The organism is Microcoleus sp. S28C3 (assembly GCF_036700785.1).
Lineage (GTDB): Bacteria > Cyanobacteriota > Cyanobacteriia > Cyanobacteriales > Microcoleaceae > Microcoleus > Microcoleus asticus.
This window is the reverse complement of the sequence record NZ_JAUBPO010000010.1, coordinates 43,562-68,907: the sequence shown is the minus strand read 5'-3', so window position 1 is coordinate 68,907 and position 25,346 is coordinate 43,562. Positions and strand designations below refer to the sequence as shown.

The 25,346-nt window shown below is 45.7% G+C and carries 25 protein-coding genes and 1 pseudogene; 14 read left to right on the top strand and 12 right to left on the bottom strand.

Going from position 1 to position 25,346, the window contains the following annotated elements; genetic code table 11:
* Positions 1-278: 278 nt before the first annotated feature.
* The 3 genes from petH (at position 279) to QUA13_RS05245 (ending at position 4,301) form a co-directional block, all read left to right on the top strand.
* The gene (petH, locus tag QUA13_RS05255; RefSeq protein WP_333197169.1) at positions 279-1,487 is read left to right on the top strand and encodes a ferredoxin--NADP reductase; all 1,209 of its coding nucleotides are present in this window, start codon (positions 279-281) and stop codon (positions 1,485-1,487) included.
* A gap of 182 nt (positions 1,488-1,669) precedes the next feature.
* Positions 1,670-2,986: a homoserine dehydrogenase gene (locus QUA13_RS05250; RefSeq protein ID WP_333197197.1), complete on the top strand. Its 1,317-nt coding sequence runs from the start codon at positions 1,670-1,672 to the stop codon at positions 2,984-2,986.
* A 463-nt stretch (positions 2,987-3,449) separates the two neighbouring features.
* The gene (locus tag QUA13_RS05245) at positions 3,450-4,301 is read left to right on the top strand and encodes a hypothetical protein (RefSeq protein WP_333197167.1); all 852 of its coding nucleotides are present in this window, start codon (positions 3,450-3,452) and stop codon (positions 4,299-4,301) included.
* A gap of 17 nt (positions 4,302-4,318) precedes the next feature.
* On the opposite strand, the gene QUA13_RS05240 is transcribed toward QUA13_RS05245, so the two are convergent.
* The 3 genes from QUA13_RS05240 to trpE form a co-directional block, all read right to left on the bottom strand.
* Entirely contained in the window at positions 4,319-4,795 is a 477-nt protein-coding gene (locus tag QUA13_RS05240; RefSeq protein ID WP_333197165.1) for a hypothetical protein, read from the bottom strand.
* Positions 4,796-4,985: 190 nt separating this feature from the next.
* A complete protein-coding gene (locus QUA13_RS05235; protein WP_333197164.1) occupies positions 4,986-5,870 on the bottom strand; it encodes a PhzF family phenazine biosynthesis protein in 885 nt (294 codons plus the stop codon).
* 75 nt (positions 5,871-5,945) lie between these two features.
* Positions 5,946-7,493: an anthranilate synthase component I gene (trpE, locus tag QUA13_RS05230; RefSeq protein ID WP_333197162.1), complete on the bottom strand. Its 1,548-nt coding sequence runs from the start codon at positions 7,491-7,493 to the stop codon at positions 5,946-5,948.
* Between trpE and QUA13_RS05225 the strand changes: the two genes are divergently transcribed.
* Positions 7,454-7,600 carry a hypothetical protein gene (locus QUA13_RS05225; RefSeq protein WP_333197199.1) on the top strand — a complete coding sequence of 49 codons (147 nt, stop codon included), beginning with the start codon at positions 7,454-7,456 and terminating at the stop codon, positions 7,598-7,600. The two genes, trpE and QUA13_RS05225, sit on opposite strands and share 40 nt — an antisense overlap.
* A gap of 23 nt (positions 7,601-7,623) precedes the next feature.
* Here the strand turns inward: QUA13_RS05225 and QUA13_RS05220 are convergent, their stop codons facing one another.
* The 3 genes from QUA13_RS05220 to QUA13_RS05210 all read right to left on the bottom strand — a co-directional run bounded on the left by QUA13_RS05220 (position 7,624) and on the right by QUA13_RS05210 (position 9,872).
* Complete coding sequence (locus QUA13_RS05220; protein WP_333197161.1) at positions 7,624-8,484, bottom strand: GNAT family N-acetyltransferase; 861 nt, start codon at positions 8,482-8,484, stop codon at positions 7,624-7,626.
* A gap of 163 nt (positions 8,485-8,647) precedes the next feature.
* On the bottom strand, positions 8,648-9,073 hold the full coding sequence (locus QUA13_RS05215) for a photosystem I reaction center subunit II PsaD (protein ID WP_333197159.1): 426 nt from the start codon (positions 9,071-9,073) through the stop codon (positions 8,648-8,650).
* Positions 9,074-9,371: 298 nt separating this feature from the next.
* Complete coding sequence (locus tag QUA13_RS05210) at positions 9,372-9,872, bottom strand: peptidoglycan-binding protein (protein ID WP_333197157.1); 501 nt, start codon at positions 9,870-9,872, stop codon at positions 9,372-9,374.
* 998 nt (positions 9,873-10,870) lie between these two features.
* Here QUA13_RS05210 and QUA13_RS05205 point away from each other — a divergent pair.
* A complete protein-coding gene (locus QUA13_RS05205) occupies positions 10,871-11,053 on the top strand; it encodes a hypothetical protein (RefSeq protein WP_333197155.1) in 183 nt (60 codons plus the stop codon).
* A gap of 45 nt (positions 11,054-11,098) precedes the next feature.
* Here QUA13_RS05205 and QUA13_RS05200 read toward each other — a convergent pair whose 3' ends face one another.
* From QUA13_RS05200 to QUA13_RS05190, 3 genes are all read right to left on the bottom strand, one after another.
* Positions 11,099-13,087: a DICT sensory domain-containing protein gene (locus QUA13_RS05200; protein ID WP_333197153.1), complete on the bottom strand. Its 1,989-nt coding sequence runs from the start codon at positions 13,085-13,087 to the stop codon at positions 11,099-11,101.
* 564 nt (positions 13,088-13,651) lie between these two features.
* Positions 13,652-13,963, bottom strand: a complete 312-nt coding sequence (locus QUA13_RS05195; protein ID WP_333197152.1) for a DUF2973 domain-containing protein — start codon at positions 13,961-13,963, stop codon at positions 13,652-13,654.
* 158 nt (positions 13,964-14,121) lie between these two features.
* Positions 14,122-14,451, bottom strand: a complete 330-nt coding sequence (locus QUA13_RS05190) for a DUF2605 domain-containing protein (protein WP_333197151.1) — start codon at positions 14,449-14,451, stop codon at positions 14,122-14,124.
* A 267-nt stretch (positions 14,452-14,718) separates the two neighbouring features.
* Here QUA13_RS05190 and QUA13_RS05185 point away from each other — a divergent pair, with 267 nt between their 5' ends.
* From QUA13_RS05185 to QUA13_RS05175, 3 genes and pseudogenes are all read left to right on the top strand, one after another.
* Positions 14,719-14,868, top strand: a complete 150-nt coding sequence (locus tag QUA13_RS05185) for a hypothetical protein (protein ID WP_172190718.1) — start codon at positions 14,719-14,721, stop codon at positions 14,866-14,868.
* Positions 14,861-16,690, top strand: coding sequence for a threonine--tRNA ligase (gene thrS, locus QUA13_RS05180; protein ID WP_333197148.1), 1,830 nt, complete (start codon positions 14,861-14,863; stop codon positions 16,688-16,690). The genes QUA13_RS05185 and thrS overlap by 8 nt, the downstream gene beginning before the upstream one ends.
* A gap of 117 nt (positions 16,691-16,807) precedes the next feature.
* Positions 16,808-17,620 (top strand): annotated as a pseudogene (locus tag QUA13_RS05175) (DUF4058 family protein).
* Here the strand turns inward: QUA13_RS05175 and QUA13_RS05170 are convergent.
* A complete protein-coding gene (locus tag QUA13_RS05170; RefSeq protein ID WP_333197146.1) occupies positions 17,617-18,552 on the bottom strand; it encodes a DUF1350 family protein in 936 nt (311 codons plus the stop codon). The pseudogene QUA13_RS05175 and the gene QUA13_RS05170 overlap by 4 nt on opposite strands.
* Before the next feature lie 99 nt (positions 18,553-18,651).
* Positions 18,652-19,464 carry a hypothetical protein gene (locus tag QUA13_RS05165; RefSeq protein WP_333197145.1) on the bottom strand — a complete coding sequence of 271 codons (813 nt, stop codon included), beginning with the start codon at positions 19,462-19,464 and terminating at the stop codon, positions 18,652-18,654.
* A gap of 433 nt (positions 19,465-19,897) precedes the next feature.
* Here QUA13_RS05165 and QUA13_RS05160 point away from each other — a divergent pair, with 433 nt between their 5' ends.
* From QUA13_RS05160 to QUA13_RS05135, 6 genes are all read left to right on the top strand, one after another.
* A complete protein-coding gene (locus QUA13_RS05160) occupies positions 19,898-20,116 on the top strand; it encodes a DUF3285 domain-containing protein (RefSeq protein WP_333197142.1) in 219 nt (72 codons plus the stop codon).
* A 207-nt stretch (positions 20,117-20,323) separates the two neighbouring features.
* The gene (ybeY, locus tag QUA13_RS05155; protein ID WP_333197140.1) at positions 20,324-20,860 is read left to right on the top strand and encodes an rRNA maturation RNase YbeY; all 537 of its coding nucleotides are present in this window, start codon (positions 20,324-20,326) and stop codon (positions 20,858-20,860) included.
* Positions 20,861-21,021: 161 nt separating this feature from the next.
* Positions 21,022-21,534, top strand: a complete 513-nt coding sequence (locus QUA13_RS05150) for a diacylglycerol kinase family protein (protein ID WP_333197138.1) — start codon at positions 21,022-21,024, stop codon at positions 21,532-21,534.
* A gap of 177 nt (positions 21,535-21,711) precedes the next feature.
* The gene (locus tag QUA13_RS05145; protein WP_333197136.1) at positions 21,712-22,299 is read left to right on the top strand and encodes an aminodeoxychorismate/anthranilate synthase component II; all 588 of its coding nucleotides are present in this window, start codon (positions 21,712-21,714) and stop codon (positions 22,297-22,299) included.
* A gap of 321 nt (positions 22,300-22,620) precedes the next feature.
* Positions 22,621-23,403, top strand: coding sequence for an MBL fold metallo-hydrolase (locus QUA13_RS05140; protein WP_333197134.1), 783 nt, complete (start codon positions 22,621-22,623; stop codon positions 23,401-23,403).
* Between the two features lie 165 nt (positions 23,404-23,568).
* A complete protein-coding gene (locus tag QUA13_RS05135) occupies positions 23,569-24,219 on the top strand; it encodes a fasciclin domain-containing protein (RefSeq protein ID WP_333197133.1) in 651 nt (216 codons plus the stop codon).
* A gap of 138 nt (positions 24,220-24,357) precedes the next feature.
* Here the strand turns inward: QUA13_RS05135 and QUA13_RS05130 are convergent, their stop codons facing one another.
* Complete coding sequence (locus QUA13_RS05130) at positions 24,358-25,293, bottom strand: cobalamin-binding protein (RefSeq protein WP_333197130.1); 936 nt, start codon at positions 25,291-25,293, stop codon at positions 24,358-24,360.
* Positions 25,294-25,346: the final 53 nt, after the last annotated feature.

Below are 25,346 nucleotides of genomic sequence, written 5' to 3'. Positions count from 1 at the left end.
TATCGGGGCAGATCCCCCGATCGGGTAAAATATTTGCAGTACGCAGACAACAATAGCTATAGGTCAACAGCCGAACGCAACAGGGCTCGGTGAGCGCGGCGTTCGGCTAGTAGGGATTGGATACGCGAGCGATCGCAACTTCAACACTCCTGCCGGCGTGGCGAGGCCCAAAAATTGGCGCGGCCAATTAGTCCCGATGGCCTTAAGAAAAAAGTAAATTGAGTCTAACGTCACATTCTCTTTCTTTATAACTCTGTATCGTGAAGGAAAATCAACAAATGTACAGCCCAAGCATATCTGGTGTTGCGGCAAACTCAGAATCAGGCAGCCGCATCTTTGTCTACGAAGTGGAGGGTATGCGTCAGAGCGAAGCAACTGACCAAGCAAGTAACCCGATTCGCCGTAGCGGCAGCGTATTTATCTCCGTGCCCTACGATCGCATGAATCAGGAAATGCGCAGAATTGCTCGCATGGGTGGCAAAATCATCAGCATCCGCCCCTCAAACAGCGCTCCCGAAACTAATAATGGCAAAGCCGCACCAGAAGCAGGGCTACAGAGTCAGAAATCTGGAGAAAAAACTAAGCCCATGACTCAAGCCAAGGAAAAAGTTCAGGTTCCTGTTAACCTCTACAAGCCGGCCAATCCCTATATTGGTAAGTGCCTTTCTACAGAAGAATTGGTCAGAGAAGGCGGCGAGGGTACAGTCCGTCACGTCAAATTTGACATTTCTGGAGGCAAGTTACACTATCTCGAAGGTCAAAGTATCGGGATTATTCCCGATGGGACTGATAAAAACGGCAAACCTCACAAAATTCGCCTTTATTCGATCGCCTCCACCCGTCACGGAGACGATGTAGACGACAAAACAGTCTCTCTGTGCGTCCGCCGCCTAGAGTACAAAAGCCCAGAAACCGGTGAAAAAGTCTTTGGTGTTTGTTCGACTTTTCTCACCGGTTTGCAACCTGGAGATGATGTCAAAATTACCGGCCCTGTAGGCAAGGAAATGTTATTGCCTGACGACGAGGAAGCCACCGTGATTATGATGGCTACCGGTACGGGTATTGCTCCTTTCCGGGCTTATTTGTGGCGGATGTTTAAAGAAAACAATCCAGATTACAAGTTCAAAGGTTTAGCTTGGCTGTTCTTTGGAGTTGCTTACACTCCCAACATTCTCTATAAGGAAGAGTTGGAGCAATTGCAACAAGAATTCCCCGATAATTTCCGCTTGACTTATGCCATCAGCCGCGAGCAAAAAAATGTTGACGGCGGCAAGATGTACATTCAAAACCGGATTCAAGAAAACGCAGACCAATTGTGGGAATTGGTTCAAAAACCAAATACTCACACTTATATCTGCGGTTTGAAGGGTATGGAAGGCGGAATTGATGAAGGAATGTCGGCTGCTTCTAGCAAGTACGGCGTTGACTGGGCTGGCTATCAGAAACAGTTGAAGAAAGAGCACCGTTGGCACGTTGAAACTTATTAATCTGTTACCTGATTTAATCTGATTTGTAGGGTGAGCTTGGCTCGCCCTACAATTGTTTTTAGGGCAATTGTATCCGACTTGTCAGGTAGGGAATGCGTACCCTACAATACTATTTTGATTGCTCCGGTACGGGAATAGCCTACAATGGTTGTGGCTTAATTGAGTTTCTACGGGTCAAAGTCGTGGCTTTCAAAATTGGTTTGTTAGGTTTGGGTACAGTTGGCGCGGGAACAGCAGAGATTTTGCTCTCCCCAAATGGCCGCCATCCGCTGTTGCAGGAATTGGAAATCTATCGGGTGGGAGTGCGCGATATTTCTCGAACTCGGTCTTTACAATTGCCAGAAAATGTGCTGACAACTGACCTAGAAGCGATCGCAACTGACCCGGAAATTGATATTGTAGTAGAATTGATTGGCGGATTGGAACCGGCGCGATCGCTCATTCTGCAAGCTATTGCCAGCGGCAAGCACGTCGTCACTGCCAACAAAGCAGTTATCGCCCGCTACGGGAATGAAATCTTCGAGGCCGCCAACAACAAAGGCGTTTACGTAATGCTAGAAGCTGCTGTCGGCGGCGGCATTCCAGTCATTCAAAGCCTGAAACAATCCTTAGGTGCAAACCGCATTCAAACTGTCACCGGCATCGTCAACGGCACAACTAATTACATCCTGACGCGGATGCAAACAGAAGGCGCAGACTTTGCCGAAGTGCTCGCCGACGCCCAACAATTAGGTTATGCTGAAGCTGACCCCACAGCAGATGTAGATGGATTAGATGCGGCCGATAAAATTGCTATTTTAGCCTCGCTAGCTTTTGGTGGACGCATCAAATTAGCAGATGTTCACTGCGAAGGTATCAGAAAAGTTAGTGCGGCTGATATTAACTACGCCGACAAGCTGGGATTTGTGATTAAATTGTTGGCTATTGCTCAAGAAACCTCCCGCCGCAATGGCGAGCAAGCGCAGGGAGAAAGCGAATTGCTTTCAATTCGAGTGCATCCTAGTTTTGTGCCGAAAACTCATCCGCTGGCGAGTGTTAACGGGGTTTACAATGCAATTTTAGTCGAAGGAGAGCCGATCGGGCAATTGATGCTCTACGGGCGCGGCGCGGGTGCAGGCCCAACAGCTAGCGCCGTAGTATCCGACATCATGAATGTGGCGGCAATCCTGAAAACCGAAACTGTTCCGATTCCTCATCCTTTGCTGAGTTGCAGTCACCAACACTACTGCAAAATTGCTCCGATGCAGGAACTTGTTACTCGCTTTTACGCCCGTTTTCTGACGCGCGATACTCCGGGGGTAATTGGCAAACTCGGCACTTGTTTCGGCAATCACAAAGTTAGTTTGGAATCAATTGTGCAGACGGGGATTCACGACGATTTAGCAGAAATTGTCGTCGTGACTCACGATGTTAGGGAAGGTAATTTTCAAGAAGCACTCGATGAAATTCGCGCGATGGAAGCAGTCCATAGTATTGCTAGCACGTTGCGAGTTTTGTAAAAATGATTTGCTAGGGGCGGGTTTCACATACAATGTTTGCGCTAATAAGTGACAATGTTAAAAACCCCCCCTCTGACTCTATTCTCGACCTCTGCGTGCATCGGCGTCAATCCATTGTCATCTGCGGTTAATACCTTCTCTTTTTTTTACCGCAGATACAGGCAGATAAACACAGATAAACGCAGATGAATTATATTAGTTCCCGTTGCACCGTCCGCGGTTGACTGTTGACTGGATTTTATGCCCGACGATGCTACTGGATTTGATATCACATAGAATATTTGCCAATCATTGACAATCTCTAAAACCAGCCCTCTCACTCACTCAACGGTAAATGTTATGTAGATTTTTGCCATTCGATCCAAGTAAAACTTAATTTAGATTATTCGTTGTGCGGTTGCGGGTTTATGTAGATTTTTTGTACTTATTAAATATTGTTGGTAAAACCGACCGCTACCAGATAATGAAAGGAACTGAATTCGATTTTGTCGATCGCCAAACGGGAAGGCACTTGCTAGATTCCCTCTACGAAAAGTTTGCAAAACCCCAACTGCACGATACTTTTAAACCCAATAACCCTTCAATTTACATCCGACACGAGCAAGGGCAAGTTATTGAGGGAAATTATATCATAGAAAAAGTGTTTGAAGACTCTCGCACTGGTTTTTATGCTGAAAGTCGCGTTCCCATTTCTGGCAATAATCCGCCTGTTATTGTGATTCGCGGATACGGTTCTTGGTATCCTTTCGAGCGCGTGTTGGAAGATACGCCCGATGTATTTATGGCAAAACTAGAACGCCAGTTAAAATCGGCGCAAACTGCGGGTGCTATTGATTGGATAAAGCAGCAATTTCACAGCGGAAATCCGCCGGATGTCATCGGAGAAAGTTTGGGCGGCAAAGTTGCTCAGCAAATAGCAGCAAAATACCCGGATTATATTAGATCGACTGTAATTTTTAATTCTTTGGGCGTTTCGGAAAAGTTAGCTAAAACTTCCACGGCTAACAATGTTTTTCACTACTTTACTTTAGGAGAAAGGTATGCTTTCTGGGCAAATGAAGGCGATTACATACCGGGAAGGATTTTTGTGATTTCCCCCAAAGGCAACAACTGTTGTTATAAAATCGAAGAGGCGATCGTCCGAATGGCGCGTTTTGAAGGCAAGTTTCTCAAAAGGCGCGCGATTGTGGCAATATTGGCGCAGTTGCTGTTGGTAAACAGACACAATGCGATCGTCCTGAACAAGCGGCGACCAGTAGTCGTTCAGATCGATCGCACTCAATTGCAAGTTTTCCGAAAAAACCGCTTTGTGTAAACTCAGACAGAATTTCTTCAGGCTGCAGATGGCTGATTTTCCCGCGCTGCGACGGCGAGAACCAAACAAAGTGCCGATATCGCCTTTTCCCATTCTTGCTTTACGGCGATGGGTTGAACTTCATCAAAGGCGCTAACTAAACGAGGGATCGATCGCTCTAATGACGATCGAGGAATTGATTTGTGCAGATCGACTAAACGAGTTAAACTTTCTTGATTCTTCAAAAAACCGACTACCCATTTCGTAGCATGATCGGGACTGTCAGGGACGTTTTTAATTCCTAGTTCTGTTTGCAACCAATCGTAAAAAAGCGGAAGCTTTTGAGCTAAAACAGTTCCAGCAGTTGGCAAAGTTTCTTTTAGCAACCGACTATCCAGGCTTCCCAAGAGTTGCTTGAATTCCGGTGAATCGAGCAAGCTGGTTAATGGAAGTGAAAGCAGCGCTTCAGAAGCGTCAGGGGATACATTTAAAGTCCGCGAAAATGTTGGAAGCATTGAACAGTATGTGGTAGGGATGATTTTTGTAGCATAACAATAACGCGGATCGAGGAATATGAGGTAGCTCATATTAGCAGTATTGTAACATCTAGATCGCCAAACAAGCATCTAAATCTAGCTGTACAGATCTCCGTAGATCTGCGTAGATCTGCGTGAATCTGCGGTTAATAATTTCCCCTTAAATATTCTAAACAAATTCTCCCTTAGCAACCATCACCACCTTACCACCAACCAAAACTGCTATTTCCCCTTCATTTTGGGCTGCTTGTAATAACAGCAAAGAAGGTCGATCGATTTCATAACCCTGCTCAACTCTGACATCAATCTTTGCTGCCCCATAATAAGCATATTCTACCAAATATCCAGCCAAACAGCCGTTAGCACTTCCAGTCGCCGGATCTTCAGGAATTCCTAATGAATGGGCAAAAACTCTGACGCTTAAATCATTAACGTCGCTGTAAGTTTCTGGGCAAAATATCAAAATTTCTTTCGCTTCCATTCTATCAATTAGCTCAAAATATTTATCTAAGTTGACTTGAGCTTTTTTGAGCGAAGCGATAGTTTTTAATGGGACAATTATAAACGGCACTCCGGTCGAAACTTCTTGAATTGGGAAGTTTGCATCAATTTCATCTGGTTCTAAATTCAGGACATTTGCCAGACTTTCGGCTGATAAAACTTGACCAAAACTAGGCGGGTTTTGTCGCATCCACAAAATATCTGCCGATTCATTGTGATAATTAAAAGTAACTGGAATTTGACCGACGGCTAGATTGAGAATTACTCGATCGACCTTTTCGCGAATAATCTCTTGCTGCAACACAAACGCAGTTCCCAAAGTCGGATGACCGGCAAAGGGCAATTCCTTCTTGGGCGTGAATATCCGCACGTCATAGCCGCCATCTCGCGGATCGGGCGATCGAATAAAGGTAGTTTCTGAATAATTGATTTCCCTCGCTATCAGCAGCATTTGGGCCTCAGATAGTTCGGCAACTTCAGCCCCACAAAATACAGCTAGTTGATTGCCAGCATATTTTGACTCAGCAAACACGTCAACTATATAAAAATTCACATTTCCCTCGTTCAACAGTAGTTTGTGTAGCAGCGGTTTCAACCGCCGAGCATGATAAAAGAAGTTTTTAACTTGCTACTTCAAACAGCGAATTGCTTCTAACATTCCCCTGGCTTTATTGAGAGTTTCTTCGTACTCCATATCGGGGTTAGAATCAGCGACCAAACCAGCGCCTGCTTGCACAGAAACCGAATGTTTATCGCCTCCTTGAGATCGAACCACCATAGTCCGAATTGCGATCGCACTATTCAACTGTCCCTCAAAATCATAATACCCGTAAACCCCAGAATACGGCCCCCGGCGACAACCTTCCAACTCGTGCACAATCTCCATCGCCCGAATCTTCGGAGCACCGCTAACCGTACCCGCAGGAAAACCAGCTTTCAACAAATCCCAAGCTGTCTTATCCTCAGCCAATTCTCCCACCACATTGCTCACAATGTGCATGACGTGAGAATAACGCTCGATTTCCATTAATTCGTCAACTTTTACAGTACCGTTTCGGCATACTCTGCCTAAATCGTTCCTGCCCAAATCAACTAACATGACGTGTTCCGCAATTTCCTTCGGATCTTGCAGCAACTCAGCAGCCAAAGCATCATCTTCTTGATGAGTTTTACCCCGGCGGCGAGTGCCGGCAATGGGTCGCAAAGTTGCAATCTTCTTGCCGTCAGCAGTATTTTCCGCCTTCACCATAATCTCGGGACTCGAACCGATAATCTGCCAATCTCTGAAATTAAAATAAGCCATGTACGGAGAAGGATTAATCAGACGCAAAGAGCGGTAAAGTGCAAAAGCATCGCCGCTGTATTCAGCTTCCAAACGCTGGGAAATAACTACTTGAAAAATATCTCCCGCTTTGATATAATCCTTAGCCTTTAAAACATTGGCACAATACTTTTCACGGGTAATATTGCTCGTGTAAGCCAATTCTGTATTTCCTGTTGTGGAACGGGCATCTTGCCCGTTATTGGGAGGTGTCCATTCTATGAGAGTAGATTGCTGGGAAAGTGGCGATTGCAGCTTATCAACTAACCGAGACACCCGATCGCACGCTTGCCCGTAAGCATCGGCCAAATCAACGCCAACCTCGCGCAAATCCGCATAGGCGAGGGCCCAAATTTTTCGCTTCACCTGGTCGAAAATCAGCAAATTATCAACCTGCATCCACAACCCATCCGGCAAATCATTCTCGCTGGCTGGATGCACCGGAACTCGCGGTTCTATCCACTTAATTAACTCATAACCCCAAAAACCGAATAGCCCGCCAATTCCCGGCGGTAACTGCGGCAATTTGACGGGTTTGTAAGACTGCAAACATTCAGTTAAAGCCGCAAACGGATCGCCCGTAAATACTTTTTCGGAACCGTCGCGGTAAACTTGAGTTGTGCGATCGCCCTTAGCCTCCAAAATCCACAGCGGATCGCACCCTAAGAAACTATAACGCCCGAGTTTTTCCCCACCTTCCACCGACTCCAGCAGAAAACTGTAAGGTTGACCCGCACAAACCCGATACCACGCAGACACCGGCGTATCCAAATCAGCAACCCATTCTTGATACACGGGTACAAAATTGCCTTGTTTTGCCAGTTCCGAAAATTGTGAGAAATCGGGGAATATCATATATATCAGAAGGAAGAAGGAAGAGGGAAGAAGGAAGAAGGAAGAGGGAAGAAGGAAGAAGGAAGGAGGAAGTAAAATGCAATCCTGGCTATTATTTCAGCGATTAAAAGCGCCCTAACCGTCTTGGTACTCAATAAGCAAAAGACGGAAACCAACATCCCTCCGGCGACTGATACTCGCCAACTGCCATCACCGCCATCGGCTTGAGGACACGCAGCCCCTCTTGCAAGCACCAGCGAAACAAACTTGCATACCTCAGCGGCAAGTGAAAAGAAAGCAATTCTTCTGAAATGTACGCAGCAGCCCCCAATAGCAAAGCCTGCATATCCGCTTCAGTTTGAGCGACGCTGTGGCTAAAAGCAGACACCGCACAAGTATAAGCCACAATCTGACCTTGCCGGCAGGCAACGAAGGAAGAAAATTCATTCAGGGCGTCTTCAATCTCCGAAGTTCGATCGCACCCGCACAGTTTTTCGCACAAAGCGGCACATTCCTCAACATCCTCACTAGCCATCGGCAGCACTTCAAACCCATGCTGCGGCTGGCTGCGAAACTTGCCCTGCATTAACACGAAAGGTTCCTTCACCTCAAAACCCAAAGAAGCGTACAGCGACAGCGACGCCATATTAAAAGATTCTTGAACCAAACGGATGCCCACAGCGTCCTGTCCGCGTTCCAGCAAAGCTTTCATGATTTCCCGTCCCGTGCCGCGGCCTTGAAAAGTTCGATCGACACTGACGGGCCCGATACCGCGAATCGGGTTGCGTTCGTCCATAAATCCGCAGCCGACAACGGCACCGGAACTCTCGGCTACTATATCAAAAAACAACGGACTTTCGATCAGAAAGTCTATAATTTCAGTTGAAAACTCCAACGTCGGAAAATCTGTAGGGAATTGGTAGCGATCGGAAATATCTTTAAAAGCTTCATAATTAATGCGAGCGCAAACATCGATATCAGAAGGCTGCGCTCGCCTGATTGCGACATTCATTTTTAATTTAACGATTAACTTTTAATAAGATTAGAATTTTGCAGTAGTATTTGGGCGCTGCGGGCTTAGCCTCCCGCGCCCGAATACTACTGCAAAAACAAGTTTACAAGCTGAGCCTTACAGGGAATATTACCTATGTTTTGCTCAGCCATGCAGTCGTGGTCTAAGGATCGAAAGTCTTCTTACCGGTGAACTTAACCTTAATCGGATTGGGATTGCTGCCAATATTGCGGTCAATCTTACCGTTGTAGGGACGACCTTCGTTCACCTTTTCAGGGAACACGCCATCCTTGGGATGCAGGTACTCAGTAGAACCGTCAGGAAAGACGCGGTAAATTTTGTAGTTCGAGATTTTGAATTTTGCCCGCAGTTGCTGGCCGCCCAAAGCGATGCACTGCTCCTTCCGGGGCAGATGCAGCAAGTTGTCGCCTTGACGCATAATTGCAGCGCCGCCAGTCGGCATTTCAAACACCTGTTCCTTGGGGCTAGTCCAAGTGATCGCGTACTTCTCTTCAACTAGCGCCTTGGTCAGCAAGCCGCCGGTGCTGCCGCCGAAAAGAGGGGGTTGTCCAGTGAGTTCTTCTGCCATAAACATATCCAAAGGATTTTTACGGCATCGTATCATCATGACGCGACACGGCTGTCGAAATTGTAAGGAAAGTTAACAGTTTTTGGGCGATCGATCTTTTCAGATAATTAATAATTAGTAATTAATAATTGATAATTGGTAATTTCCACCAAAGTTAGAAAACAGAATTATGAAGCACGAATCCAGAAAAAACAATCAAAAAAAACAGCAACTATTCGAGTGCTTGTGGCGCACCCGAATAATCGCACATTCCCCCAATTTCCCCCCACACACGATCGAACGATTTACCGCGTCAACCTTAACTCAAGAACCAATTAGGGTCATAGCCGCGCGGAATTTGACTCAAAGCAGTCCAAGTTTCTCGATCGACAATCCCGTCGGCCTGAATGCCAAAGCTTTGTTGAAATGCGCGAACAGCTTTCTCCGTCAAAGTTGAAAACTCGCCATCAACTTTACCGCCATAATGCTTGGAAATCTTGAGAACTTCCTGAACAGTAGCGACTGCTTTTCCAGAACTGCCGAATCTGAGTACCGGCATATTAACTGGAGCTTCAGTATAAAGCGCCTGCCAAGTGAGCGGCCCGACAATGCCGTCCGGCGACAAGAAAACCCGAAACTGAAACAGTTTCACAGAAAATTCAACTGCTTTGTTAAAAATTCCTTTAGCAGGCTGCCGGTAAACTTGCAACTTCGTTAGCAGTTGTTCGAGTTCCAATACAGCTTTACCTTGAGAACCTAATTGCAGTTGCGGCTTGTTGGCCATAGCTTGAGTAGATTTCATCTGGCTTGTAGGTGACATAATCGATTTTCCTACCCTCTAGGTTTGAGTATTCTTATTGGAAAAAAGTTTTTCCGGGCGAAACATTTGCATCCTAAACTTTTCACGAATCAACACTGGCGGTGGCAGTGCCTCAACAGATTCGATCGACTTTTACCATCTCAGGACTTGTGTACAGGAGACTTATACCATTTTAGATTTTAGATTTTAGATTTTAGATTCGGCATGACTGATTACTATCGGGGTTTGCAGCTTACCTACAGTTGGATTATTTTTTTAAACTGATATTAATTTTCGGCAGCCTCCCTAGGAATTCTGTCGCCAAACCGGGTTTAAGACCGCAAGCGCGTCTTGAATCTGCTTCAATATTTTCGATCGTAAAGCTGAACACCGCGCAGCCACATCACCTTTAAGGCCTATCTCACAGGGTGAGGGTTGAGGGTGAGACTGGGTGTGGCAGCGGAGGCGGGTTCTGCCGTAAAAACTTTTCTGTGCTATCCTGTATCGTCCGATCGATTAACTCGATCGAGACTTGCGCGCTCCGAGGCTCATAAACCCGATTTTTTCAGTTTTTTTTAAGGCTTTAAGCCAATATTTTATTTAAAAAACCCAGTTTTTCTCCAAGTGTTGTTAATCGGCGCAGCCAACATACTACAGAAGATTTGTTATAAGACTTACGGTAATTTACCAAATTTATAATGGCATTTTGGACAGACCAATCATATATAGCAATCTTTGCAGGAGTCGTATTTTTTTTACCCCACCCCGAACCCGCTGGGAGTCCGCAAGAAATTCACAAATGATGCGAGGATTGCGATATTTATGAATTTGATTGCTAATACTAGCGATGCTTCGGAATAATCCCATCCGGGCAAAACCCAGCCAAAAATTGAAAACATTCCCAATACAATTACAATTTATATGGTAGTGTTTGCCAGCAATAACAGAAAATTATCGACACGATTGTGATTCGGATTGCTGACGGCGAACTGGGAATACCGGAATTAGTTCAATAAAAATTGTTTGCGCCATTTTTTACAACTAAAGCAGGCCAAGGTACGGGATTTAAAATGTTGATTATGGCTCCGATAGTAACTAAAAAACCTTGGGGAATGTGGGAATATTGGTCATCGCTAAAAGGTAGAAAAGAGTTGGCGATGGATATTCCAATTTATGGTACACCCAAGGGTAGTTTGCAGTAATCAGTCATCAGTGATTAGCGATCGGTTAACTGTTATCAATTGAGTCTAAACAGTGGGAATAGTAAAGTGAAATTCACTTCCTCGGTCTTTTCCTGCGGAATCTACCCAAATTTTACCGCCCCAGCCAGCAACAATCTGCTTGCAAATTGCTAATCCCAAACCGGTACCGCCGGCGCTGCGACGCAAAGCTCCTTCTTCTTGATAAAATCGATCGAACACTACTTTTAAACTGTTCGCCTCTATTCCCCTCCCCGTATCGGCTACGAGCACTTCCACCATCCGAGAACCGTTACATTGAGCTTTAACAGTCACGCTTCCCTCGGGTGTCGTAAATTTGCAAGCGTTGTCTAGCAGTTTGGAGAGAACCTCCACCAACCACTCTCCGTCAGCTTGCACTAAAGGCAATTCGGCCGACACTTCGGCGATAATTTCCGGCAACTGTCGATCGACCGTGCGCGATCGCACGCTGCTGAGGGCCAAATCAACGCATTCTTGCAGCGTCAGCGATTCTACATTCCATTGAACTCGCCCGCTTTCTAAGTGAGAAAGAGTTAAGAAATCCTGCACGAGTTTCCGCATTCGATCCGCATCGCCGAGGGCAGTTTCTAACATGATTTGCCGCAATTCAGCGGGCATATCTGGTTCGGAGTTCAAACTTTCCAAACAAACTTGAATTGTAGAAAGAGGGGTGCGGAGTTCGTGTCCGGTGATGGCAATTAGATTGCTGCGAGTGCGGTCTAATGCTTCTAATTGTTGGTTTAGTTCTTCTAAATGAGCGTAGGTTTCTGCTTGAATTAAGGCTGCTCCGAGTTGAGTGGCGATCGCCTCTACTAAAGCAATTTCGTCTTCTTCCCAAGGCAAAACCGCTCGGCACTGGTGCATTTCCACCATGCCCAAAACTCGCCCCTGATAAAGCACTGGCACCATTAACCAAGAGACAATTTGCCAATTTTTTACAGTTTTTTCCAGGTATTGTGTATTGACAATCAGCGGGTGTTGTGATGTGTCTTGGATGTAAACTCGCTCTTGCCGCGCCACCGCGTCGCTCCATATTTGATTTTCCTGCAACAGCCAAGTCTGATCCAGCAGGGAACTAGCGCCCGGAGCCAAAAACTCGCCATCGATTTTGACCGCAACATCTGTGGCCTTGCACCGATAAATCAAACATCGGCTTGCCGACAGGGCAGTGCCGAGTTCTTGGACTGCAACTTCGACGATTTCTTGGGGGTTGAGAGACTGCCGCATTGCCGCGGTAATTAAATTTACGAGGCGTTCTTTGCGTTCCTGAGCGGCGATGGCGCTGTATGCTTTGAGCAATTTGTGCTGGCCTGCTTGCAAGTAGGTTACTAAGCGTTCGGTAAAAGCATCGCTCAATTTTGGATTGGGAATTTTTGAGTTTTTTGGCGCACTTATGTCGGGTTTTGCGGCTTTGGAGGCGGCGGATTTCCTCGTTTTTTTCGGTGTTTTGACTAGCTTGTAAGTAGTTCGCGCTATATCGATCTTTTCGGCCAATTCGGGCCGATATTTGACAATTCTATCGAGCAACAATGCGGCAGCTTTGGAGCTTACCTCGCGGTCGAACGTCCAAATTCCTTCAAATCTGCGAGCTTGATCCATCACCAGCGGCCCGCGCTCGTCTTGGTTTTCGATCGGCACAATTTTTTCTTGACAAATCAGGCAAGTGGAGTAGTGTTCCCCCAGCACCACTAAGTGCCACTCTTTACTTAATCCGTCCTCCGGTGCAAACGCCACAGTTTCGTGACACTCCGAAGCATTTTTAAAGTCAGTTTCCGGTGCTGCCAGCACGTATACCTGAGAGGAGCGCGAGGCCATTCGCCGATAACGGTGAGCTTCCTGGCGGTAGAAGCGCTCTCGCTGAAAGCTTGCAATTACTAGCGGTGCGTCGGAACCCGCCAAAACCAAGTCTTCCATAGCGTGAGACAGGGCTGTCATGGAAGATTTGAAATAAATTTGTGCGCGCAGTTGGGGCAAAGCTTGCAGAAGTTCTGCCAGTAACGAAATAGGGACGATCATCTAGCCTTAAACGTGCATTTTTGCCGATGACAAAACAGGATCGATAGGAGGTTTAGATCGATCGCTTTTCAGTATCTGATACATTTATGCGTCATAACACGACTGTTTAAGTCATATCATGCTGGCAATATCACTTAGACGAATCTAAGCAGAGGTATCGCTCCAAGACCTTGAGATCTTCCCAAAGTCACCTGCTTTTACGTCTAGGTTTTGACGCTAACTCATCTATTCAGGCTTGGATTCGGGCGTTAGCACTCTCACCATTCAGACTTGTTAGGCACCGCTTGCGGATATCTTGCATTATACTATTCTGGAGCTATTTGATATCAGTGCGATCGGTATAGGTTTTTGGCGAGCGAGTTACTTGGTAATTAAACTTTATAAAAGCACAAGTAATTGGCTCTTAGTTAAAAACTAACGACCAATTATTTTGAGGACTGATCCCAAGAAACCCGGTTTTTACCCACAATGTATGAATAAACCGGGCTTCTGACACCGAGCCTGTAAGTCCTATTTTTTTTTGAGGCATTGCGCCTGAGTATAAATGCTGCGGCTGTGGTTGTATCAGGCTAGTTCGCCCCCTTCGTCGTTGCCTCCCGGAGATGATTTGTAGAGAGCATCTAATTGTTCGCGGGCGTCTTGGACAGTCAGCGAACGCATCACTAACAGTGGCTCATTGACAATGTTGCCGTGTTCGTCTAAAAGTTCTGGATGCGGTACAGATTGAGAGCGAGGATAGGATGGGTAGGGATTATTTGCCCTGAATTGTTGAGGGCGCTGGGACTCCATACCTACGGTGACGAGACTGCGGATTAAGTTACCGACTGCCAGAAAGGCAAGAACGGTAAAAGCTAAAATATAAAGCAGGTGCAACATTATTTTCTCCTCCGGGCTAAACAGCCACACAGCAATTTACAAATGTGTTTCAGCAAGTAATAACTTATTAACGGGAAATCTGTTTGAGGTTGTCAAGTCAGCCAACACATTTCCACAAGTTTGGGATTTGAGTGCAAGTTTAACTTGAATTCGGTTCCTTATTTTCCTGGGGGAGCTAACTGCAATGAGCGAAAGCGCGCCGATACTTGCCAGCATTCGGCGAGCAGTCTGTGCCACGGCATCAGTGCTGCGGTTTCAATGCCAACTTGACCTCCAGTTGCTTGAAATAGAGCTTTAGCAGCGCCTACTTCTTGCTGAGCCTGTTTGACTCGCGCCAGCAAGTCAGATTGATCTTCGCCGCTGAGAAAGGGAATTTCCTCAGTTTCTAAGAGCTTTGCCGATCGGTCGAACCAGTAATTGAAATCCTCTAACAGCGGTTCCAGTAACGCTTTGAGCAATTCTGATTCGGGCAAGTTGGAATTAAGCATGGATCAAAAATGGGTTATTTATCTATTATAGTCTTAGACGGTCTTTACAAATTGTAACATATTTTTAACAAACATTCAAAAATTTAACAACAATTAGCAGGTGGGTGTGAATAAATTTAATTGTGTCAGCAGCGATTTTTGAGTCGAAATCGCAAAATTCTGCCAAATTAGTTCGCGATCTCATGGGTGGTTAGAAACCGGGTTTTTTCATAGCAAGACGCGTTACAGCCCACAAAAATAGTAAAAACCCGGTTTCTGAGAGTCGGAGTGCGTCCCCGACTAAACGTCGCAACCATCAGGGCCGTTGCTGTAATTTCCCAGGGCGTGCCCCAGCCGGAAGTCGGCGCTTGCTGTCCCAATCTGAGTAAGATAGAAGCAACTGCAACTAAATTAATTGCTAATTCAGCCGATGTCTAGCTCAGAATCCATGTCCGCTCCAGAAGAGTCCGTTAAGATTGAGTTGCCCCGCACGAGTGAGTCGGAGGCACTAAAAAAAATTCGCCACACCACCTCCCACGTTATGGCGATGGCGGTGCAGAAGTTATTTCCCAAGGCGCAAGTGACGATCGGCCCTTGGATTGAAAACGGTTTCTATTATGACTTTGACACTCCCGAACCTTTTACGGAACAGGATTTAAAAGCCATTAAAAAAGAGATGATCAAAATCATCAACCGTAAATTGCCTGTAATTCGCGAAGAAGTCAGCCGCGAGGAAGCGGAACGGAGAATTAAGGAGATTAACGAACCTTACAAATTAGAAATTTTAGAAGGTTTGATCGAACCAATTACTGTTTACCATTTGGGCGAGGAATGGTGGGATTTGTGCGCGGGGCCTCACTTGGATAATACCAGTGAGTTGAATCCAAAGGCGATCGAACTCGAAAGCCTAGCAGGCGCTTACTGGCGCGGCGACGAAACCAAAGCTCAGTTGCAGCGCATTTACGGCACAGCTTGGGAAACTCCCGAACAATTAGCAGCATACAAACACCGCCAAGAAGAAAGATTAAGGCGCGATCACCGCAAATTAGGCAAAGAATTAGGCTTGTTTATCTTTGCTGATGCGGTGGGCCCCGGCTTGCCTTTGTGGACGCCGAAAGGCACTGTTTTGAGAAGTATTTTAGAAGATTACTTGAAACAAGAACAAATCAAGCGCGGCTATTTGCAAGTAGTGACTCCGCACATCGCCCGAGTCGATTTGTTCAAAATTTCTGGACACTGGCAGAAATACAAAGAAGATATGTTTCCGCTGATGGCAGAAGATGCAGAAGCGGCAGCAAACGAACAGGGTTTTGTCATGAAACCCATGAACTGCCCTTTTCACATCCAAATTTACAAAAGCGAATTGCGTTCCTATCGCGAATTGCCGATGCGCTTAGCGGAATTCGGCACCGTTTACCGCTACGAACAATCGGGAGAATTGGGCGGTTTAACGCGGGTGCGCGGCTTTACGGTGGATGATTCCCACTTATTTGTCACGCCGGAACAGTTGGATCAAGAATTCTTGAATGTGGTGGATTTGATTCTGTCAGTCTTCAAGAGTCTGCAACTGAAAAACTTTAAAGCGCGTTTGAGTTTCCGCGATCCGAACAATTTAGAGAAATATATCGGTTCTGATGAAGCTTGGGAAAAGGCTCAAGGTGCAATCCGCCGCGCGGTGGAAACTTTGGGAATGAATTATTTTGAGGGAATTGGGGAGGCGGCTTTTTACGGGCCGAAACTCGATTTCATTTTCCAAGATGTCTTGGATAGAGAATGGCAATTAGGAACTGTTCAGGTAGATTACAATTTGCCAGAACGTTTTGATTTGGAATACGTTGCTGAAGACGGCACTCGCAAGCGTCCGGTGATGATTCACCGCGCTCCTTTCGGTTCTTTGGAACGCTTGATCGGGATTTTGATCGAGCAGTATGCCGGGGATTTTCCGCTGTGGTTAGCGCCGATTCAGGTGCGGTTGTTGCCTGTCAGCGCCGATTTTTTGCCGTTTGCGAAGGAAGTGGCGGCTAAGATGAAAGCGCTAAATATTCGCGTTGAAGCTGATGAGAATAGCGAGCGTTTGGGCAAGTTAATTCGCAATGCAGAGAAGGATAAAATTCCGGTGATGGGTGTTGTGGGTGCGAAGGAGGTTGAGGCGAATAGTTTGAATATTCGGACTCGGGCTTCTGGAGAGTTGGGGGCGATTTCGGTTGATGAAGTGATTGGGAGGTTGCAGGTGGCTATTAGCAGTTACGGCGATTTTTAGGGGATTTTAATCGCAGATGCACGCGGATTAACGCAGATGATAGTTTGATATTGTCTGCGTTTTTCTAATCGATCGGCTAAAATCATAGAATTAGGTAAATTAACAGGAGTTAAATCAATGGCTAATCCGTTTCCAGGGATGAATCCTTATTTAGAAAGTCCTGAATTTTGGCGTTAGGTTCATAATAGGTTAATAGTGGCGATCGCAGATTTGCTGACTCCGCAACTGCTACCTAAATATTTAGTAGATATCGAACAAAGAATTTATCAAATCAGCGGTGAAGATGCTTTACTAATTGGAATTCCCGATGTTACGATACAGCGCTCACCAACTCCAGCAACCGAAACTAATTCTAATGTCGCCGTTGCTGCTCCGCCAGCCCAATCTTTGAAGGTGAGAATACCTTTACCGATGGAAGTAAAAGAAAGTTATTTGCAGATCGTCGAAACCGAAACTAAAAAGGTAGTGACGGTGATTGAAGTGCTTTCACCAACAAACAAGCGCCCCGGAAAAGGGCGAGAAATGTATGAAGAAAAACGAGAAAAAGTATTTAGCAGTTGCACTCATCTGGTAGAAATTGACTTGCTGCGAAGTTACCAACCTCTACCAGTTTTTGGTAACGATGTTGAGGCAAGTTATCGAATTTTGGTAAGTCGGGGATATCAGCGTCCGATCGCAGATTTGTACCTTTTCAATTTACCCGATATTATTCCTCCGTTTCCCTTACCTTTGCGCGCGGGCGATGCAGAACCAATTGTAGATTTACAAGCGTTATTAAATGGGGTTTACGATCGCGCCGCCTATGACTTTAGAACAGATTACACCGCCGCACCCGTACCCGCACTGTCCGAAACTGATGCTGCTTGGGCCGATGCTTTGTTGGAGGAAAGGGGATTGAAAGGGCGATCGCAAATAACAACTGATAGTTAAGCGCCTAACCGCTTTTTCAAAGCATCCAAAAAATGAACAGACCAATATTCAAGGAATCGGCTTTTCAGGGGTTTGATGAATTTATCCCAAGGATTGAGGTCAACAATATAATTACCGATTTTGATGCCAATCGGCTCTAAATGTTTGCCTTCTATTTCCTTGCTCAACAAAGGCAATTTTCTATTACTTAGCTGTTCTATGAGCCAAAGTACATCGCTGTTTTTTTGTTGTTCTGGGCTTTTGTTGATATCATTGGTAGAACCCGCAATATCATCTCGATCGAAAGAAATTATGGCTGTCAAATTAAACAGAGAACTATTAGCAATAAAGCATTGAGTTTGTTCTCTGGTTGGTAGCACTCCTAAGCGGAATTTGTCTAACAATTGTGCTAGCGATCGCACTGGAATAGCGCTCTCTGTATTGCTGATATCAGGAGCAATTAATAAGGACGGCTGGCCTTTAATTGAAGGTCGGTCGATGCCCAGATTTTCGATTAACTTTTGAATCCGTTCGTAGTCAGGGCGATCGCAGAATTTATCCACAATATTTGGATACCGATCGTCGCTTAAAAATTCTAAAAGAGCAATATACTTGCATCCCAAACTGTGACCGACCCAAAAATAACTCGATGGTTCTTGATAAATTTCGCTTTCATAGCCTAATCTTTGAGCAATCTCGGTCAGTTCTGTTCTCAGTATTTCCTGCTCTTTTAATAACCCAATAGCGATCGGCCAGTGACGAAAAGTAAATCTAAACGGCAAAGCAACTACGGTATAACCTTCTTCAAACAACTGCTGTAAAAAATATCGATAAAACAAAGTTGGCAAACTACCAAAAAAAGTTCCACCAATAAATTGAACAATACCTTTTGGCTGCGGGTGAACAGCTACCCAACTAAAAGAAACAGGCTGAAATCTAAATGAGTTCGACATTTGAATAAAGCTCAGTGAGTGTATAAGTGGGCTAAATTAAACGTAATCAAACGTAAGGTGGGTCTTGCCCACCTTACAGTTACTTACCCTTTAACAGTTCTAGCTGCGAGACATTCTGACAGGAATATCAAATTTGTCCATCACTGTATTTAGCTCTTGCAAATTGATATCGTTGGTATCGATTTGGGCCAGCAGTTGCACTAGCATTTGAGCTTTTTCTGAATTGTCAGCGTCCAAACTAGGCAAGTCCAAAGTACCGTTGCGCAACTCTTCCAAAATTGGCGCAACAATTGGCAAATGGATGATGATTGGTTGGCCAGGTTCAGGAGGAATCTCGTTCAAGGCTTTTCCACTGGCGATCGCTAAAGTGTAATTAATTTGATCGAAGTCTAGTGGAGCTTTAGCTGCTAGTGGCGAGAACTCATTCGGCAAGAAAGTACCGCGAATTTCGGGATTCAATAATACCTTGACTGGTTTTTCGCTTTGCGGTACAGGGATCGGAAAGCTTCGGCGCGGCGGCAAAAACAAGGAGACATATCCGCGCACTTCTAACAAACCTGGGGTCAAACTTCCTGGCAGAATTGGCAACAATTCAACAGATGCAGTTTTGTGAGCGGGTATTGTGAAAAATCCTCGATATACCTTCGGTTTTCCCGGCTGCTGAGTCAGAGTTACAGAAGTGTTATTGCCTTCAACGTCAACAACTAAGAAAGCGTTGTTGAGCAAGATTTTATTAGGATCTGCCGGCACGGGTAAGCTAACGGTAAACTCAATCCGATATCGCAAGTCGATCGCTTCGAGATTGGAGATGGTGAGAAAGTATCCCTGAACGACTCGGCGAGCAACAGCTTCAAGGCCACCAATCGGAGGTGCGATCGGCTTTGTGAGGATTTCAAAGGTGGAAATTTCCATGTTGTTGTCAGAGTAATTTAAGTTTGTGGTTTGGTCTTTAGCCGGAAAATTTTGTTTGTGTTTTTCCGTGGCTATATCTATGAATAACTGCTGGTCGCGATTGGTTAACAGTCGCTTTTTCTGGTGACACTCGTGTGAGTTAACTCAAGTGAGTGTCGCTTGAAAAAGCGACTTGACAATTAAAAAATTTTTGTTAAACCGCTTAGGAACGCGGATCGGGAATTTAATTTATCCTTGTGTATCTGGGGATGAAGATAAAATATCGAATCGATCGTCAGCCCGATCGCACATTAATCTGTTGGTATAATCCTCGTTAAACAGACCCGCGACCCTCTGAAACCTAAAAAATCCTACACAAAACGTTACATATTTGTTACTATCGGGGCGAGCCTGTCCTCAGCAGCCCCTTTGTTAACCTTCTAAACTAACCGCTATGAATCAACCTCCCTCAGCAATTCCCGCCTCCGAAGAGTCCGCCGAAACTCCGACAGCGCCGACAAACACTGCACCTCCACCGAGTTATGTCAAGCTGGCGATGCGGAACATGGTTCGCAAGCGGGCGACTTCTTTGTTTCACTTTGCCTTGACAGCGGCGGGACTTTTAGGCGTACTCGTCGGTTTGGCTTTTCTCGATCGATATTTCAATTCTTAATCGGGCATTTAAACAATCAGCCTTTAATTTCCGCTGATGTTTTTCATCTTTCATAATCGGGAGTTAAGCTGATTGTGTTCCCGGCCAGTTGCAATTTTCAACAGATTATTGTAATCTGCCTGCTGAAAGCAAAAAGTCTATTAGCTCGATCGCGGAATTGGAATTTGTAAAAAAATTGAATATATCCCTTGACAGGAGATCAAAAAAATGTTAATAGAGGTGAACGTCGAAGACTGTTACGGGCTCGCCCAGCAGTCAGCCGACGCTTCCAGCCTCCCTGAGATTGCAGCCAGCGGGGAGATTTCAGCCCAAACCTGGGAAAATTGGTTTAGCGTTTGGCTGGAAAACCAGACGGCCGATGTGCCGGTTGCCCCGGGCTACGAAGTCAGTCTGCGTTTAACCGCCGATACGGAGATGCAATCCCTCAACCTCCAGTACCGCCAGCTCGATCGACCGACCGATGTACTAGCTTTCGCAGCTTTAGAGGTAGACTGTCCTCAACTAGAGGAAATGCAGTCATCTGAACCTTTATACTTGGGTGATATCGTCATCTCGATCGATACAGCTCAGCGACAAGCCCAGCAGCAAGGACATCCCCTGAAAACCGAACTAGCTTGGCTCGCAGCCCACGGTTTTCTACATCTTTTGGGCTGGGATCACCCGGATGAAGAAAGTCTGACTCAAATGCTCGATCGACAAGAAACATTGCTGCGGGCGATCGGTCTTGCGATCCAAACAGCATAACTGAAGTTGATGGTTACTTAACAAATCATGTCAAGCCCAACATAACTTTCTGAAATTAAACCAGAACTTTAGTAAAAACTTAGAAAAGTTACCTAGACTTGATGAAGTTAATTTGAAAAGTTTAGCTTTCATTCATCTCTGTAAATTAAAGTTGGTTCTTTATGACACTAGATAGGCCCTCAATTTCATCACAAATCGCACAGTTTCTGCCCATGCCTCAAGACTCTTCTAGCCAGACAGTCCACGAGTCTAAAAAAGCCTTGAAATACAACCGAGAGCTGTCCTGGAAAATCGCGTCTAGCTTAGCTACGAGTTTTAGATACGCTTGGGGGGGTCTGAGTTATGCTTTTGAAACTCAGCGCAATTTTCGGATTCACACAATTATAGGAACATTGGCGATCGGACTCGGGCTATTTTTGCAACTGAAACCTGTAGAAATATCTGTGATCGGCGTCACCATTGGCATAGTTTTAGCCATGGAACTTTTGAATACGGCGATCGAATCGGTGGTAGACTTGACAGTCGGGCAATCTTACCACGAACTAGCCAAAATTGCCAAAGACTGCGGTGCCGGAGCGGTTCTGGTATCGGCAATGGCTGCGATCATAGTCGGTGCTGCACTTCTGCTGCCTCCTTTGTGGGCAGTCGTTCAAATTGCGCTCGCCCGTCAGTAACTTATTAGACCCAGAAAATTTTAGGTTTTAGATGACCAATTTGAGATTTTTAGTTTTATTCGTCTATATTGCAGCTATTCTTATCTTCGGCATCTATCTAAAATCTTCAAACCCTTGCTTTCAGGGAGCGAGTCAATCTAAAATCTAAAATCTAAAACCTAAAATCTAACTTAACCCGTGATTATAGTCATCGATAACTACGACAGTTTTACATACAATTTGGTACAGTATCTCGGAGAACTGGGTGCTGAGTTGCCGGTAGCAAGCGAAGTGCAAGTCTACCGCAACGACCAAATCTCCTTAGCAGAAATTCGCCGATTGCAGCCGGCAGCAGTGGTGATTTCTCCAGGCCCGGGGCGGCCGGAAGATGCGGGAATTTCTCTGGAGTTAATCGAAGAATTAGGCCCGACTCTACCAATTTTAGGCGTGTGCCTCGGACATCAAAGTATCGGTCAAGTATTCGGCGGCAAAATTGTTTCTGCGCCCGTGTTAATGCACGGCAAAACTTCTCAGGTAGAACACGCAGGCACCGGAGTTTTTCAGGGCGTGGAATCGCCGATGATTGCAACTCGCTATCACAGTTTGGTAATTGAAAAGCAGAGTTGTCCAGAAGTTTTGGAAATTACGGCTTGGGTTGAAGACGGAACTATTATGGGCGTGCGGCACCGGGAATATCCGCACATTGAAGGTGTACAGTTTCACCCGGAAAGTATTTTGACGACTTCGGGAAAGCAATTATTGCGAAATTTCTTAGAAAGACTTTAGTTGGGTTTTGAATTTTGAGTTTTTGTCTGCATCTTTCGGGTGCGAAATCCACACCTGACTGTTCAAATTATCTAAATCTTTAGGGTGGCACTGCGAACTTTACGGTAAAACTAGGGTGCAGATTTTCGCATCTCAACCGCCCACAAAAGGATACAAGCCCCAAAAATGGTCGTGGTGAACCCCAAATTTTAGACGAAAGTTCCATATCCCAGATTCATCTGTGGAGTAAATCTAAAATCTAAAATCTAAAATCTAAAATCGACTGACTGTGTTTTGTGGTATAACAACAAACGACCAACACCCGACAACCCCAACCACAAGATGAAACGGCGACAATTAATACGTTACGCACAGACGGGTTTGCTAGCAGCTTTAGCAACTGGTTTACCATCTGGATGGGAAAACTATCAAGCTCAAACTGCTGATTCTTTGTCGGTTCAGTGGTTGGGGCACACTTGCTTCTTGTTCGCCGGAGGCGGTGCGAGGGTGCTGGTGAATCCTTTTCGCCCCCTGGGCTGTACGGCAGGCTATCGCTCTCCTAAAGTGCCAACAGATTTGATTCTGATTAGCAGCCGGTTGCTCGATGAAGGGGCGATCGACGGATTTGCGGGCAATCCCGGCCTTTTGTACGAGCCAGGCGCTTACAGGTCTAACGGACTGCGGATTCAAGGGATTCGGACGGAAAAAGACCGTGAGGGAGGACGGCGATTTGGGGTCAATGTGGCTTGGCTGTGGCAGCAAGCGGGCGTTAAGATTTTACACTTGGGCGGAGTTGCTGGCCCGATCGGCATTGAAGAACAAATCTTGATCGGGCGGCCCGATGTAGTGCTGATTCCCGTGGGCGGCGGGCCGAAAGCTTACACTCCGGCGGAAGCGAAGCAAACTTTGCAACTTCTCAAACCGAAGATGGTGATTCCGACACATTTCAAAACCCAAGCCGCCGATGCTGCTGCGTGCGATTTAGTGCCGCTAGATGAATTCTTGGCGCTGATGGATGGTACGCCGGTGCGCCGATTGAATAATGACACGATTTCGATCAAATCTGCTGACTTACCCCAAACGGGTTCGGTGATTGAGGTTTTGAGTTACAGATTTAGCGGTTGATGCCCGATTGCTCAGCTTGCGTTATAGTAAGGAAGTTTTGTTCGATCGGGGATGCAAGACAATTTTCTCTCTATCTTAGCCTCTGGCAACCTTGCTTTTTGTCGAGATTTGGCTAACATAACAATTCATGTTCACTGTTTTATCTCATAAGGAAATGCAAGCGCAATGAAAAATCAAAATTTACCTAGCTGGATGAAACAACTGACAGGTTTCGCAGGAATAATCGGCGCTAGCGCGTTGATTGGTTTCCCGGCTTGGGCTCACATCACCTCCAACACCAATGTTGCTAATTCAACTCAAACTCAACAAGTTCCAGGAAAGGTGAAAACCGCTGCTTCACCGGCACCAACTGGCGCTTCACCGGCACCAACTGGCGCTTCACCAGCACCAACTGCCGCTACTAAGGATATTGTTGCTATTGCATCTGGCGACGCTCAATTCAAGACGCTGACGAAGGCTTTGGGAGCAGCAGGTTTGGTGACAACTTTACAAGGAAAAGGCCCTTTCACTGTTTTTGCTCCGACTGACGCGGCATTTGCTGCTTTGCCAAAAGCAACTGTGGATGATTTGCTCAAACCGGCCAACAAAGCCAAACTTACTAAGATTTTAACTTACCACGTTGTTCCTGGTTCGGTTTTATCTACTAGCCTGAAATCCGGCGATGTTAAAAGTGTTGAAGGAAGCTCGCTGAAGGTGGCTGTTAGCGCAGGCAAAGTTACTGTCAGCGGCGCTAATGTTGTGAAAGCTGATATCAAAGCTAGCAACGGCGTTATTCACGAAATTGACAAGGTTTTGATGCCTCCTGATGTCAAGTAGGACTAGCGTTTTTTGCATCAATTGATGTCAGATTCGGTTAAATGAAGGCGAAGTAAGGACACAACATAGTTGTGTCCTTATTTGTATGGCAGGCAATTCAGAATTAATATAGATGAAGCTTTAGCTAGCTGCGGGTACTTACAAAAATGGCTGCCAACCCTTACCTCGATAGCCAAAATCGAAGATTTCCGGATGGAGAATTTCTGCTAAAATTTCTAACGAATCAACCAATCTCGGCCCCGGTCGATTAAAGTAAGAATTGCCGTCAGTTATGTAAACTTTCCCCGTTTTTACTGCTTGCAAATTAGCCCATTCTGCGTATTTAGTTATCTGCATTGCTTCGCTGCGAGTGCGGCTTAAATCAAAGCCGCAAGGCATGAAAATAATTACATCGGGATTAGTTTCTACTAGCGATTCCCATTTTAGCCAAGGGGAATGTTCCCCGACAATTCCAAACAGCGAATTGCCTCCCGCCATTGCCACTAATTCGGGAATCCAGTTACCCGCAGCCATCAAAGGTTCAATCCACTCGATGCATGCTACTTTGGGAAGTCTCTCTTTTGTGGTAATAATAGATGATGCTTGTGTTTTTGAGGTAATAGCATCAATGCGGGATTGCAAAAGGTCGATCGCACTTTTGCCATCTACGCCCAAAGCATCAGCAACTCGCTGAATATCCGTCCAGATTTCTGCTAGCAGATTCGGCTGCAAAGAAATAATTTCCGGCTTGCTATTTACCAGCGTGCTTACCGCTTGTTCAACCTCTGTCAGAGAACAAGCGCAGACTTCACATTGAGCTTGAGTAATAATGTGAGTCGGCTGCAATTTTTCCAAAGTATCTATTTCTACTTTATAGACACTCAGCGCATTTTGCAACAATTCTGTCACGCGGTTGTGAATTTCGCTGCTAGTTCCTTCGGGATTGAATTTAGGCTGAGTGCAAACAGGTAAATTTTGGATTTCTGGGGGATAATCGCATTCGTGGGAACGGCCCACAATTGCATCCGTTAATCCTAAAACTGCTACAATTTCGGTGGCACTGGGAATTAGAGAGACAATTCTGAGTTGGTTCATTGGTTTTCTGTTTTTTACCGCTTCGCAAGCACAGGCGGGACGCCCGTGCCACA